This is a genomic window from Blautia sp. 210820-DFI.6.14, assembly GCF_020558815.1.
GTDB lineage: Bacteria > Bacillota > Clostridia > Lachnospirales > Lachnospiraceae > Blautia_A > Blautia_A obeum.
The window spans coordinates 47,036-59,929 of record NZ_JAJCKS010000009.1; the positions used below are offsets into that span (position 1 = coordinate 47,036).

The following is a 12,894-nucleotide window of genomic DNA, read 5'->3' on the forward strand; positions in this document are numbered from 1 at the left end:
GTACATAAGGTGTGTCGCAGTAAGATATCCATACATATAGACGTGAGATATAAAAAAAGCTATACTGTAAAAAAAGTACCAGAGGCGGTAGCAGGAATGAAGAATAAAATTTTGGTAATCGAGGACGACCGTGCAATTTCAGAATTGTTGTGTATGAACCTGGAAGCGGCAGGATATGAAACTGTGGCAGCTTATGATGGGGAAGAAGCCCAGCGTCTGCTCTTATGGCATGAGGATGCAGATATGGCAGTGGTGGATATCATGCTGCCGGGAAAAGACGGGTTTGCACTGATGGAAGATTTTAGAACAACAGGTCTTCCAGTGATTTACCTGACCGCAAAGGATGATGTCGCTTCCAAGGTAAAAGGACTAAAACTGGGTGCGGAAGATTATATGGTAAAGCCCTTTGAGATGCTGGAACTTCTGGTGCGCATTGAGAAAGTACTGGAGAGGACCGGACGGGCCAGGAAAGTCCTGATGATCCGAAATATTATGGTGGATGTGCAAAGCCATCAGGTTTTAAAAGATGGAATCTCGGTTAATCTGAAACCAATGGAATATGATCTTTTTGTGCTGCTCCTCCAAAATAAAAACATTGCCCTTGGAAGGGAAGAACTGTTGAAACGGGTCTGGGGAGAAGATTATCTGGGTGAAAGCAGGACGGTAGATGTTCATATCGGACAGCTCAGAAAAAAACTGGAACTTTATGACGAGATCAAGACGATCCCGAAGCTTGGATACCGTCTGGAGGAATAAGTATGAAGCTGTGGAAACGGACAGTACTTCTTATGCTGGTAACTTTATTGTGCGCGCTGATCCCAGTGGGTGCATTAAGCATTTATGTCACAGGAAACCGAAGCCTGAATAATGCAGCAGAGACTTACGGAAGACAATTGGAAAACGGGAAGACGCTTCTGGAACAATTTTGGGACAACAGCAAATATGAACAGATGTCAGAGACCGGAAAGAAAGCCTATATGGGATTTCAATTCCAACGATGCTGTGGGGCGGGCATGGCGTTGATCGATAAGAAAAGTAATGCGGCCATTGAAAACCTGACAGATTATGAAGTTGTAGGAATTGAAAATCTGGGCCTGAAGAATGAAAATGATCCATATGCCTACAAGATACAGAAACTGGGGAAGAAATATCTTCTTCTTCAAAAAGTAGTTTTATCTAAACTAGAAGGATATGACGTCCTCTCTGTCCGGGAAGTCACAGGGCTTTTTGCAGAGCTGAGACAGACCGCTGTCTGGTTTTTGGGAATTTATCTGGCAGTGTTCCTGATTGCCGGCCTTTTTATCTACATGATGATGAAGAGAACTGTGGAACGGATGGAGAAACTGCAGGAAGTGGCGGAGAAACAGGAACTGCTCATGGGAGCACTTTCCCATGAAATGCGTACCCCGTTAACGTCCATTATCGGGTATTCGGATACCCTGCGCCATGTAAAGCTAAAAGATGAGCAGAAAGACCGGGCGCTGGAACACATCAACCGGGAGGGAAAACGTCTGGAAGCCCTTTCGGGGAAAATGTTGCAGCTGCTGGGACTTTACCAGAACCACGCCATACAGATGGAAATGACCACGGCAGATGACCTTTTAAACCATGTCATAGACATGGAAAAAGAACAGGCAGAGAAGAAAAATGTGCAGCTGAAGATGAAATATGAAGCATTTTCCATGAAGATGGATCCTGCCTTGATGGAAAGCCTTCTGGTAAACCTGATCGACAATGCGCTAAAGGCTACGGATACAGATGGGAGTATTCTGGTAAAAGCATATGAAACATCCGGAAAAAAGATTTTTGAGGTATCTGATAGCGGAATGGGAATTCCAGAGGAAGAGCTGGGAAAGATCACAGATGCGTTCTATATGGTGGATAAATCACGAAGCCGAAAAGAAGGTGGCTCCGGGCTTGGTCTGGCACTCTGTGTGAAGGTAGCAGAACTCCATGGCGGATTCCTGCAGATCGAAAGTCAGCCGGGAGAGGGGACAACGGTAAGGGCTGTCTTCTGATTTACAAGTTGTTTACATTTTGATGAATACATTGGAAAGGCAATATGGTACTCTTTTCTTATAAGAAGAGGGTACCTTTTTTAATACGGATAGGAAAGGATGGGAAAGTGATGAAAAAGGTAAAAATGTTGATGGGAGCCGTTCTGTGTATGAATCTTTTGGCGGTATCAGGATGTGACAGCGTTGTACAGTCTGCTGTTGTAGAAGAAAAGAATCCAACAGACCAGAAAAGAGAGGAAAACAAGGAAACGGTTCAGAAAACAGTTGCAGAACAGGTAGAGGCACCGGAAACTTATCAGACAACGATTCAGGCAGACCTAAGATCAGCGGACCGGGAGGATAAAGAAAATCCGATGAAGTTCACCCTGACAGCGGATGCACCGGTAAAAGTGCCGAATGTAGATGCAATCTGTTTAAAAAAAGTAAAAAGAGTGGCGATTCCTGAAGAAGAACAGAATAAAATAAAAGACACATTCGGAAAAGGACAGCCCATGCAGGAAGAGAAGAATGAGAACGAACAGGCGAGGACGTATACAGTAGATGGACTGACCTATCGGTATTCTTATGTACAGAGCGAGCAGGTATCGGATGTGGAGGAACTTGGATTTCAAATAGCGAAGTTTAGCTTTGACGATTGTGGGGACATGACCCTGGCATCAAGTGAGAAAAAAGAAAGGGAAGAACGCTTTCAAAATTATATAAAGGCAGGAAGCGGGAAAGTGTCTGAAAAGGAAGCAAAGGAGAAAGTTTCAGGTCTTGTGTCCGGAGACTGGGAGATATTTGAAAGTTCTTCAAAAGCACTTACTGAAGGAAGCACTACCCTGGAAAAAGATGACTTCATTTTTGAACGGACGATAGACGGGGTTCCGGTTAATTATGTGAGGGAAACCTCTTTGCCTGTTAATGAGCAGGCCCTTGAATGGGAAAACGAAGATGGAACACTTCATGAAGGACAATCTGAAGGTTGGGAAAATGAAGTACTGACGATGGATTTTTGTAGTGGGACAATTCAGAGCTTTTTACATAGAAATCCCATTGAAGCATCGAATGTTTCCGATGAGAGGCTGTTCTTACTTCCTTTTGATGAGGTCAAGGATATCTTTGAAAAAACAATCACTTTGCAGGTCATGACAGAAGACAAGAATCGGATGATTGCTGTCGATGGAGGAAGCAACTACCGTTATCCGTCCATTGATGCACAGAGCGCGGAGATAACCATAACAAAGGTACAGCTGGGTTATATGCGCATGCCAGACAGTGAAGGCAGCAATACCGAAGCAGTCCTGATCCCAGTGTGGGATTTTTATGGAACATGGACATCCGAAGAACCAGAGTATAAGTACGGAAATGGGGAGGATGGACTGGTCATGGGAGACGTGACGATGGATGATGCAGGTGTTTCGCTTCTTACGATCGATGCACGCGATGGCAGCGTGATACAAAGAGTACAGGCGGGGTGGGCAGTTTCTACAGGAAACAACTAAATATTTATAAAAATCTGCTATTACGAGAACCAATTTGCCTGTATATGCATCTAATTAGTGTAAAACAAAAACGTATATAGATCCGGCCGGATAGAAGGAGAAAACATATTATGACAAAAGATGCATTTATCAGGGAGGTTCGGGATGCAGAAGCCATGCTGTATCATGTATCAAAGTCTATTTTGAAGAATGACTCTAAATGAGATTGCAGAGCTTGCTTGAGCGTGGTAAAATATATAATCATATCTGTATTGAATAAAATCTGAAATTGAGCTACTTAAAAAGTGACGTTGATAAAAATCCAAAAGAGAGTAAAGAATGAATGAAATAGGATATCATGGAACCTGTTCAAAACATAAAGTCAGTATAGAAAGCAATGGATTTGATCCTGCGAAATGTAACTATCGTGCTGATCATTGGCTGGGACAGGGAGTATATTTTTTTGACGATTACGAGAAAGCATTATGGTGGTCTGCAACAGCTGCTTTGCATAATAACGATTTTGGAAGAGTGATTTTTAAGGCGATTATAGAAGCACCAGATGAAGAAGTATTGGATCTGGATGATAATAAACAACTGGATGCATTTTTTGCTGAGATTATCCAATGCATAGATGAAATAGAAAAAAATTGTTCTGGAAATATGCCTGTATTTGATGATAAAAATTTTCGTGCTCTTTTCTTTGATTATTATAAGCAAAAAAAGAATATCGCTGTTATTACCAGAACATTTCAGAAAGATTATGCAGGTTATACAACGCGAAGAAACAGGAAGGATAAAGAATTACAGAAGAAAATAATGAATATTACAGGCCTTGGATTTAATGAACGTCAAATTTGTGTTTCAAAAAAAGAATGTATTAAATCAACAAAACTAATATATAATGAAGAAGAAGAGGTGATTTAATGTTAGATAAAGAATTGTTCTTTTCATTGTGCGAGAAGTATAATGTTGAATTGAGTAAAACTGCTAAAACTCCTATGATAAGAGATGCAGAGGGAGTGCATGCAATTACCGAGGAAGATGTAAAACATATTTTGACGCCGCCTCAGAAGTATTTTGATTATTCGAATAACAACATTAATACAGGTAATGTAAAGCCAGAGTTTGATTTTATGGATGATTACGCAACTGCATGCTAGGAGAAAAAATATGGAAGTCAGATCCAAATATGAAAGTGCTCTTATTTTAGACAAAATTGAAATTATAGAAAGTAGCTTTAGAAAAAAAGATGGATTGTTAGATGATCTGGAGTTAGGAGTTCAGGTTGATCATAGTTTGAATAAAATCGGTGATGATAAGTTTGAACTTATTCTTACAACTAAAGTTGCAGATCAAGATGAAAAAGTATGTGTTTGGGTAAAAGGAAGAGCAATATTTAATACTCAGCAGGAAAACATGAGTATTCTTGAAAGAAATGCTATTGCTATTTTGTTCCCATATATTAGAAGCTATATTTCTACCATAACAACTCAGCCGGGAATGGCACCTATTTTATTACCGGCAATGAATATTGTTGCGATGCTGAATGATCAAAAGAAAAATTAACATAAATGCTGTTGACATCAGTATATGGATTATAGTACTCTTCAAAAAGAAAGAAACGGGTTTGTTACCGTACGACTATTGCCTAGGCGGGTTTGAGTGTGGTGGTAAAAGTTCGAATCCTCTAACGCACGCTAATAAAAAATAAGACACAGCGTTAAGCTGTGTCTTATTTTTTGTTCTTAGCATCAGAAATTTTTTGTGAGAACCTATTTCCCTCTTGATGCATCTAATCAGTGTAAAAGAAAAAAGCAAACATGTGTAGTAATCCAGCTGGACAAAAGGAGAAGACAAAGTTATGACAAAAGATGTATTTATTAAGGAGGTTCGGGATGCAGAAGCCATGCTGTATCATATATCAAAGTCCATTCTGAAGAATGACTCTGATTGTGGGGATGCTGTGCAGGAAGCAATTCTTAAGGCATATGAGAAACTGCCCATCTTAAAGAAAGAAAAATATTTCCGAACGTGGATCACAAGGATTTTGATCAATGAATGCAAAGGGATTCTTCGGAAAAGAAAAAATGTTATTCCATATGAAGAATATATGGACAATATGAGGCTGACTGAGGAGGACAGCTACAGCCATTTGTATATGGCGATTATGGAGCTTCCGGAGGAATTGAGGATTTTGGTAACATTGTATTATTTAGAAGGATTTTCATTGAAAGAGATCAGTGAGGCTCTGGAGATTCCTGAAGGAACGATCAAAAGCAGACTTTCACGTGCAAGAGAGTTTTTGAAGGTGCAGTTATCCGAAGAAGAGAAAAGACCGGCAACTGGGAAAAACAGCAAGCAATTAAAGAGAATAACAGGAAAGGGGAAAATGTCATGTTAGAGAACAAGTGGAATAATATCGCACCGGAAGTACCACAGGATTTTCATAATAAATTTGAAGAAACACTGAGACAGATTGAGCAGGCGGATACAGTTGATAAAAAATACAAAAGAAAAAAAATCAGTGGCCGATTATTGATTGCAGCAGCAGTGATCTGTACTGGTATGGCTGTTACTGTGGCTGCAAAAGAATTCTTTAAATGGAATGACCATCTGTTAAAAAGGCTGGAACCATCCGAAAAGCAGCAGGAAACAATGCAGGAATCAACCTATATTCAGAATATAGACCAGTCTGTAACGCAGAATGGCGTGACTGTTACCCTGACAGATTCTGTTCAGGATCAGGGATTCCTGTATGCTTTTTTTGAAGTGAAAACAGATGACAGTATTTCTATGACTGATCATACTTCTTTTGAGGAGATGACACATTTTAAGATCGATGGAAAAGAAGTCTATGCAGATGATGACAACAGATTTGGAAGCTTGAGTACAGGTGTAAGTCAGGACAATCTGCTGAACTATGATCAGGATTCGGCACATTCTAAATATTTTACAGCAGGGATTTCTTATGACAGTGATTATGATCTGAGTAATAAAACCGTAGAAATTACATTAAAGAATCTTACGGATGAAGGAGATTATGATAAGACTGTTATAGCAGATGGAATATGGGATTTTAAATGGACCTTGGGTGCAGTAAAGCCTCCGACAACTCTGGAAGTGAACCGGAAATGTGATTTTGGAGGTTACGAAATTACAGTGAAAAAAATGGAAGTAACGCCTCTTTTATGGTCATTATATCTTGATTATGATGAGGCCATGAAGGTGTACGAAGATGAGAGAAACAATTTTGAACACACAGGTTCTGATTATGGCATGGACCTTTATGACAGAACTAATATTGACCAGGTGCGATATAAAGATGGAACGATTTTAACACTTGATAGGACCATGGGAGGCATCGCTGGCGGTGGAGAAAAACAGGATAAGGAAAATGGTGTCCTGATCATCAGAAACAGCTTTCCGCAACTGGTTGATGTAGATAACCTGCAGGCGGTACATTTTGGGAACATTGACCAGTGGCTTGAAGTGCGGGAATAGGAATGTGCTGATAACCACTGAAATTTAAGGAGTCAACAACATATGATAAGAAGCCGGAAAATCAGTTTTTCATTACTGATTTTCCGGCTTCTTGTAGTTGTCAAATCAATATCCAAGTGTGTCGTTAACGAGGATTACGTGGATTCTGTCAGTGTGTCTGGAGAATCTGGTAATCAGGAACTGGCAGCAGATAGTATCCATGGACTTGCAGTCAAAGCATTTGGGATACTCCCGATACAAGTTTTGTTTATGCGTTTCCAAGTACAGCTGAGATTTTAATTTCTTTTTCCTCTTCGCAAAGATCAAACGCTTCATTATCCTGTACGGTAAAGTGAACTTCGTATAATATATTGTCAGATAAAGTATCTGGTGTTTCACCAGCTTCTGTCTGAATATGCCACAATTCTGCAGGGACCTCTTTTAAAGAACCATCTGTTTCATAGGAATAAAGTTTAAGACTTCCAGTTTCTCCGGATATACCCTTCATACGCAGAGCAACCGTAGTATTTGGATGAACATTTTCAACTGTGACAGTATTCAGCCATCCTGTTACAGTTCCCTGTCCGCCATCAGCCTCAAACTTATCCTGACTTAAAACGTTTCGGTTAGCCTTGTCCAGATTGACTTTACGATAAGGCATTTCCGGAAGATATACAAATCGATCCTGTAATCTCAGAAGTTCAAGATATCCGGTTGGACAATAGAGGGCATTTCCACTGTTTCCTGCATACATGCCAATCGCCATGTTATTATATCCAGGTTTATTTGATACATTCATCGTGAACACAGTTTTACCGGTCTCAAAATCAAGCATAATATACTGCCACATGCTGGTTTCCATATCCTGAACATAACCGTAAATGTATCCGGTCGCGGTAGAAAGCTTCAGCATAGAAGTGTCAGAGAGATCACTTCTGCACCAGATGCTCTTCATTTCATAACCATCATCTGTTTTTATTGTATCTACGCGTTCCACACCAGGAGCAATCATGCTGTTTCCCTGTCTTAACCAGTTTACATCATAAATATTTTCATAGCTCTGTATGGATGAGTCGCTGTCTTCTTTCCCAAGGTTGGCACTTCCAGCACCAAACCAGTTGCACACGATCGTACTTACTGTTCCGGATCCGTTATCGTATACGATTGCTGAGTTTTCAACAGATACCTGTACATCCTCAGGAAGTTCATCGATGACTGGCATGGTTGCCATTGTTTCACCGGTTTTCATGTCCAGTGCAAGCAGATTTACCGGGTTCTGGTTGTCTGTAAACATAACAAGATCCTTTGTCAAAGATGGGGAACATCCACTTCCCCATGCAAGACAGCCACCGGTTGTAGAATCTCCTTCTTTGCTCTCTTTGGCACCGACACTTTCATAAGCAGTCTGCCATACTTTATTTATTCCATTATCTGCCTGGAACAGATAACAGTTTGTATTTGTAAGGATTACAGCGCCATCTTTTGAAGCAGAAATTCCGTTTTCTGCACCTTCACCAGGAGTTAATTCGTATACAAATACGGCATCTGACAGGTTTATTTCTTCACCGTTCAGAATAGAATCAATGGCCGCCCGGGAAATATAACCAACTGCCCCTTGCTGTTTTCGATCAGGATAAATACGGAATCCACCTGTTGCAAACCACAGATTTCCATCATAATCAAATACGACAGAAAGAAGATTCTGATCCAGTGTTTTTCCAAGTTTTTCTTCGGCAGCTGTTTTTATATCAATATCAAGTACCTTTTCAAATTCAGGAAGGACATTACCTTCGTCATCAGTTGCCTTCAGCATAAGAACATGATTGTTGCTGGTAGGACATACCAGACGGTTGCTCTCATCGACAAAGGAATAGGAACTCTGGATCATATAACCACCACCATCATGCTGTTTTGGAGAAAAGCAGCCCAGTGTCTGAGTTTCATCAGCATTGATGTCGCGAATGGCGAGCCCGCCAAGGAACGGAACTACGGCATGTCCGTAAGTGTCAAAAAAGATTGCAGGAGAAGCATTTGGATTTGTCTTCTCATAAGAAACATTGATTTCTGAATAGATATCAACAGGAAGCACCTCATCTGTAGAGTCAGTATTGTAGCAGTCATGGTGAATATTGGAATCACTTTTTGCCATATAAGGATTTTCATCCACTATTTTGGCTGTCAGAGGTTTTATTGGTAATTCTGTTGATTCAGAGGTTTCGGCTGCTTCTGTTGGTATTTCATCGGCATATACGGCAGTCAGGCTGCCTCCAGATGTCATAGTGATCATTAATGCTGTCATTGCAAGGAATAAAGTTCTTTTCTTCATTCATTTTCCTCCTGAAATTATATTGTTTAAATGATTGTTTTTTTCAATCTGAACCAGGCTCTGAGACCTTCCTGGATTTCATCGTCCCTCACTGGTTCCAGAAAAAAGTATTCTACACGAAGCCTGAAAGCATGAAGTGAAAAATCTAAATTGCTGCACCAGATAATTCCACAGCCAGGAAATAAGGAGCGCAGATGTTCTGCCGCATTGAGTCCATCTACTCCAGGTAGTACAAGAAGTACAATATCTGGTACATGCGTTTGTATCTCTTTAAAAAAAACTTCCTGATTCTGATAAGTTTCAAGTAATGGAAAAAGCTTTTGATTTATGCAGTAATCATTAATTACTTTTGCGTAATGTTCCGCTTCATGTTTTAAATCAGTTAATACTGCAATACGATACACAAATCTCCTCCTTTCACCTATATTTAAAAGCATATTTAGTGGAATCAAGTAAGTTATTGTGAGGGATATTCGTTTGTTTTATTATATGAAAAGTAAGAAGAATTTCAAGAATTCTGTCACGAAACAGCAGAAAATGGCACGAATTGCAAAAACACTTTCATGGATTGGATAAAAAAATTATGCTATACTCTTTATATGTTTCAGAAACATGAAGGGGGAGCGACTATGAGAATTGCGATTGTCGATGATATAAAAGAAGAGCGTGCGGTATTGTATGGATGGCTTAATAACCAGCTTTCAAAAAGGAATATTCCTGGTGATTTCGTTGAGTTTGAATCAGGAGAAGAATTTCTGGTGGCAGCAAAAGAACGCCCTTTTACCGTAGTGTTTTTGGATATTTATATGAATGGCGCAAATGGAATTGAAATTGCAAGAGAACTTAGAATGTCAGATTCAGATTGTTTCCTGATTTTCACTACCACATCCACAGATCATGCATTGGAAGGATTCAGAGTCAGGGCACTGCATTATCTTGTAAAACCATATAACGAAAAAGAAATTTCAACACTGCTTGATGAAATACTCTCCAGAATTCCAGATTCTGGAAAGTACATTGATGTAAAAGTGAATGGAAGTAACATACAGATCCCTTTTAAAAATATTATTTACGCAGAACATTTTTCACACATGATCCATATACACACTACGGGCGGAAAGGAGATGCTCACCCGTCAGTCTTTTGAGGCATTTACGGCTTCGCTGAAAATGGATTCTCGCTTTTATTCATGCAATAGAGGGATTGTTATCAATTTGGAGCATGCGGTTGATTTTGATGGAAATATGTTTCTTATGGATGATGATAATAATATTCCTGTCAGTCGTAAGCTGCTTAAAAATGCAAGGCAGACTTTTATGGAATTTTTGTTTCAGTGAGGAAAATAAAAATGAGTGAAATAATGCGTCCGATATTGGAAATTGCTGTAATTATTCCGGGTATGCTTCTTGCATATCTGCCGGTAAAGACCTGCCTGAGGCAGGCTCCTTTTAAACTTGGATTATGGATGTTTCCGCTGCTTTTGGGAATCAGCCTGTCAGGAGGTATTGTCTGTTATTATTTTCAGATTATGACTACTTTGTTTTTGATTCCTGTATTGCTGTTTCTCATGCTGCTTTATCATAAAACTCTTCAGATCTCCATTTGGAAATCCAGTAGTATTTTTCTGGCAGTCTGTGCTGTTTTTGCGTGCGTAAAAAGTCTGTCCAGGGCAGTAAATGCTATTATGATCTTTGAACCTGATATCGCAGAAAAACAATTATGGTTATGTGTGAAAGCAGGGATTTTTTATAATCTCATCTGTCTGAGCTTTGTATTGATTGCATGGTATCCTGCCACGCATATGGTACGGATTCTGATAGCAGATGAAAATTTCGCTCAGACGTGGTATATATTCTGGATCCTGCCGTTGATTTTTATCGGATTAAATCAATTCATGGTCCCCAAATATCAGAGTACTTTATATACAGGGCGGATTTTACAGATTTATATAGTAGTCAGTATTGTTCTTTTAATAATTCTGACTCTCTTTTATGCGATATTTCTTATGATGGCATTAAGTCTGAATAAAAATGCAAGGCTTCAGCAGGAAAATCATTTCCTTTCTCTGCAGCGCTCCAGATATGACAATCTTTGTGCGGCTATTGAAGAGACAAGACAGGTACGTCACGATATCCGGCATCATTATCTTCAGCTGGCTGCATTGGCAGAAAAAGGTGATATGGAAAAAATTAAAGAATATCTGTCCAGTGCCGACAGAAAAATGCCAAGTTTTGATTTCCATTTCTGCGATAATCAGGCTGTGGACAGTATACTTGGATATTATTCGAATCATGCAAAACAAGAAGGTATTCCTTTTCTGGCACAGATTGATATTCCAGATAACTTTTTGGGGGATGAGATGGATATATGTCTGGTGCTCTCAAACCTTCTGGAAAATGCAATAGAGGCAAGTCTGAAGACAGAAGATTCCAGAAGAAAGATTGTTATAAAGATGTATTTGCATCATACACATATTCTTCTGATTCAGGCTGAGAATAATTTCGATGCAAAGATACTGGAAAAGAATGGTGTTTTTCAGTCTACAAAGCATTCGGGAAATGGAATAGGAATTCAATCCATACGCCATATCACAGAAAGAAATGGTGGTGCTAGCAACTTTACATATAAGGATGGTGAATTTACAGCAAAAATCATGATCCGAATATAAAAGAAAGATTATCGATTGGATTGAGTTTGTGAGTAATGCAAAAAACACAGGAATATATTCATTCTGTTTCACGCATATTTATACCGTTCATCTCTAGACGACACATATGGTGCTTATTGGTGATACATGTAAGGCACGCATCAGCGTAGGTGTTATCGGCAAACATATCGAACCATGTACTGGCTGGAAATTGCGAGATACCTACAGTTGATTTCCTGCCATCCCTGGTATCAAGGACTTCAAAGAGATCCCGGTATTTATCAAGATCGAGTTCCATAAGACCGAAATCATCAATCACAAGCAGCTCCAGTTTGGTCAGAACACTTTCGCATGATGCTCTGCTTATTCTGCTGGATGAACCGACCAGTAATCTGGACAGCCTGAATGAAACAGTGATCCTGAAGGCTCAAAAATCCGACAGAATATGCTCACACAAAGAGGAATTATTTCGGTTGCTTTCGGAAAGTGTAATTATCTCGACATTTGGATGATTTACTATTTCAGGCCAGCAGGCTTCTGCAGGTTCCTGTAAGACGCCAAGAACAGGAATCTGTCCATCAAGAAGATGTAAGATTTCCTCACGGAATAAAGCAGCTTTTGCCTCATGTGGACCAAGCTCATCCATAATAAGCAGGGAACAGTCAGAACACATGGAAAGAATCCTGCAACCAAGACAATTGAAAGTATCTGCAGTATGCTCATTGGCTTTTCCGCACACAAACAGAAGATTCTGTTCATTTGGATCTCTGGATTCTGTCAGATGATACATATGGACAGAATACTGATCTCCCAGATATTCTTTTGTCCGTACGGTCAGAAATCCGTCTGCAGTTCCCTGGTAATTCTTTAATATTTTTTGAAGCAACGTAGATTTACCAATCTGTTTTTTTCCGGTTAAAAATATATGTCGAGCCATATCAGAATTCCTTTTTATTT

The 12,894-nt window shown here is 39.7% G+C and carries 14 protein-coding genes and 1 pseudogene; 10 read left to right on the plus strand and 5 right to left on the minus strand.

What is annotated here, in order from left to right; genetic code table 11:
* Positions 1-96: 96 nt before the first annotated feature.
* The 8 genes from LI112_RS08930 to LI112_RS08965 all read left to right on the plus strand — a co-directional run bounded on the left by LI112_RS08930 (position 97) and on the right by LI112_RS08965 (position 6,985).
* Positions 97-756, plus strand: a complete 660-nt coding sequence (locus tag LI112_RS08930) for a response regulator transcription factor (RefSeq protein WP_227190579.1) — start codon at positions 97-99, stop codon at positions 754-756.
* Positions 757-758: 2 nt separating this feature from the next.
* On the plus strand, positions 759-2,018 hold the full coding sequence (locus tag LI112_RS08935) for a cell wall metabolism sensor histidine kinase WalK (protein ID WP_227190580.1): 1,260 nt from the start codon (positions 759-761) through the stop codon (positions 2,016-2,018).
* Positions 2,019-2,128: 110 nt separating this feature from the next.
* Complete coding sequence (locus LI112_RS08940; protein WP_227190581.1) at positions 2,129-3,502, plus strand: DUF6034 family protein; 1,374 nt, start codon at positions 2,129-2,131, stop codon at positions 3,500-3,502.
* Between the two features lie 318 nt (positions 3,503-3,820).
* Complete coding sequence (locus LI112_RS08945) at positions 3,821-4,408, plus strand: hypothetical protein (RefSeq protein ID WP_227190582.1); 588 nt, start codon at positions 3,821-3,823, stop codon at positions 4,406-4,408.
* On the plus strand, positions 4,408-4,644 hold the full coding sequence (locus tag LI112_RS08950; RefSeq protein ID WP_227190583.1) for a hypothetical protein: 237 nt from the start codon (positions 4,408-4,410) through the stop codon (positions 4,642-4,644). Before LI112_RS08945 ends, LI112_RS08950 begins: the two co-directional genes overlap by 1 nt.
* 10 nt (positions 4,645-4,654) lie before the next feature.
* Positions 4,655-5,050, plus strand: a complete 396-nt coding sequence (locus tag LI112_RS08955; RefSeq protein ID WP_227190584.1) for a protein-export chaperone SecB — start codon at positions 4,655-4,657, stop codon at positions 5,048-5,050.
* A 295-nt stretch (positions 5,051-5,345) separates the two neighbouring features.
* On the plus strand, positions 5,346-5,885 hold the full coding sequence (locus LI112_RS08960; protein ID WP_227190585.1) for an RNA polymerase sigma factor: 540 nt from the start codon (positions 5,346-5,348) through the stop codon (positions 5,883-5,885).
* A complete protein-coding gene (locus LI112_RS08965; protein WP_227190586.1) occupies positions 5,879-6,985 on the plus strand; it encodes a DUF4179 domain-containing protein in 1,107 nt (368 codons plus the stop codon). Before LI112_RS08960 ends, LI112_RS08965 begins: the two co-directional genes overlap by 7 nt.
* A gap of 105 nt (positions 6,986-7,090) precedes the next feature.
* Here LI112_RS08965 and LI112_RS18515 read toward each other — a convergent pair.
* The 3 genes and pseudogenes from LI112_RS18515 to LI112_RS08980 form a co-directional block, all read right to left on the minus strand.
* A pseudogene (locus tag LI112_RS18515) lies at positions 7,091-7,207 on the minus strand (lactate utilization protein); the annotation flags it as partial.
* Between the two features lie 25 nt (positions 7,208-7,232).
* Positions 7,233-9,290 carry a hypothetical protein gene (locus tag LI112_RS08975; protein WP_022389075.1) on the minus strand — a complete coding sequence of 686 codons (2,058 nt, stop codon included), beginning with the start codon at positions 9,288-9,290 and terminating at the stop codon, positions 7,233-7,235.
* A gap of 26 nt (positions 9,291-9,316) precedes the next feature.
* Positions 9,317-9,694 carry a response regulator gene (locus LI112_RS08980; RefSeq protein WP_319638637.1) on the minus strand — a complete coding sequence of 126 codons (378 nt, stop codon included), beginning with the start codon at positions 9,692-9,694 and terminating at the stop codon, positions 9,317-9,319.
* A 225-nt stretch (positions 9,695-9,919) separates the two neighbouring features.
* Between LI112_RS08980 and LI112_RS08985 the strand changes: the two genes are divergently transcribed.
* Together LI112_RS08985 and LI112_RS08990 are read left to right on the plus strand one after the other, a co-directional pair.
* Positions 9,920-10,627 (plus strand): LytTR family DNA-binding domain-containing protein, encoded by a 708-nt coding sequence (locus LI112_RS08985; protein ID WP_227190588.1) that lies wholly within the window; start codon positions 9,920-9,922, stop codon positions 10,625-10,627.
* An 11-nt stretch (positions 10,628-10,638) separates the two neighbouring features.
* The gene (locus tag LI112_RS08990; RefSeq protein WP_195967867.1) at positions 10,639-11,958 is read left to right on the plus strand and encodes a sensor histidine kinase; all 1,320 of its coding nucleotides are present in this window, start codon (positions 10,639-10,641) and stop codon (positions 11,956-11,958) included.
* Positions 11,959-12,016: 58 nt separating this feature from the next.
* Here LI112_RS08990 and LI112_RS08995 read toward each other — a convergent pair whose 3' ends face one another.
* Entirely contained in the window at positions 12,017-12,325 is a 309-nt protein-coding gene (locus LI112_RS08995) for an ATP-binding protein (RefSeq protein WP_118699495.1), read from the minus strand.
* A 39-nt stretch (positions 12,326-12,364) separates the two neighbouring features.
* The gene (locus LI112_RS09000) at positions 12,365-12,874 is read right to left on the minus strand and encodes a nucleoside-triphosphatase (RefSeq protein WP_227190589.1); all 510 of its coding nucleotides are present in this window, start codon (positions 12,872-12,874) and stop codon (positions 12,365-12,367) included.
* Positions 12,875-12,894 lie beyond the last annotated feature (20 nt).

Coding starts and splice junctions, on each gene's coding strand:
- LI112_RS08960 (WP_227190585.1), top strand. CDS start 5,346: ATGACAAAAGATGTATTTATTAAGGAGGTTCGGGATGCAGAAGCCATG.
- LI112_RS08940 (WP_227190581.1), top strand. CDS start 2,129: ATGAAAAAGGTAAAAATGTTGATGGGAGCCGTTCTGTGTATGAATCTT.
- LI112_RS08985 (WP_227190588.1), top strand. CDS start 9,920: ATGAGAATTGCGATTGTCGATGATATAAAAGAAGAGCGTGCGGTATTG.
- LI112_RS08955 (WP_227190584.1), top strand. CDS start 4,655: ATGGAAGTCAGATCCAAATATGAAAGTGCTCTTATTTTAGACAAAATT.
- LI112_RS08935 (WP_227190580.1), top strand. CDS start 759: ATGAAGCTGTGGAAACGGACAGTACTTCTTATGCTGGTAACTTTATTG.
- LI112_RS09000 (WP_227190589.1), bottom strand. CDS start 12,874: ATGGCTCGACATATATTTTTAACCGGAAAAAAACAGATTGGTAAATCT.
- LI112_RS08990 (WP_195967867.1), top strand. CDS start 10,639: ATGAGTGAAATAATGCGTCCGATATTGGAAATTGCTGTAATTATTCCG.
- LI112_RS08945 (WP_227190582.1), top strand. CDS start 3,821: ATGAATGAAATAGGATATCATGGAACCTGTTCAAAACATAAAGTCAGT.
- LI112_RS08950 (WP_227190583.1), top strand. CDS start 4,408: ATGTTAGATAAAGAATTGTTCTTTTCATTGTGCGAGAAGTATAATGTT.
- LI112_RS08930 (WP_227190579.1), top strand. CDS start 97: ATGAAGAATAAAATTTTGGTAATCGAGGACGACCGTGCAATTTCAGAA.
- LI112_RS08975 (WP_022389075.1), bottom strand. CDS start 9,290: ATGAAGAAAAGAACTTTATTCCTTGCAATGACAGCATTAATGATCACT.
- LI112_RS08965 (WP_227190586.1), top strand. CDS start 5,879: ATGTTAGAGAACAAGTGGAATAATATCGCACCGGAAGTACCACAGGAT.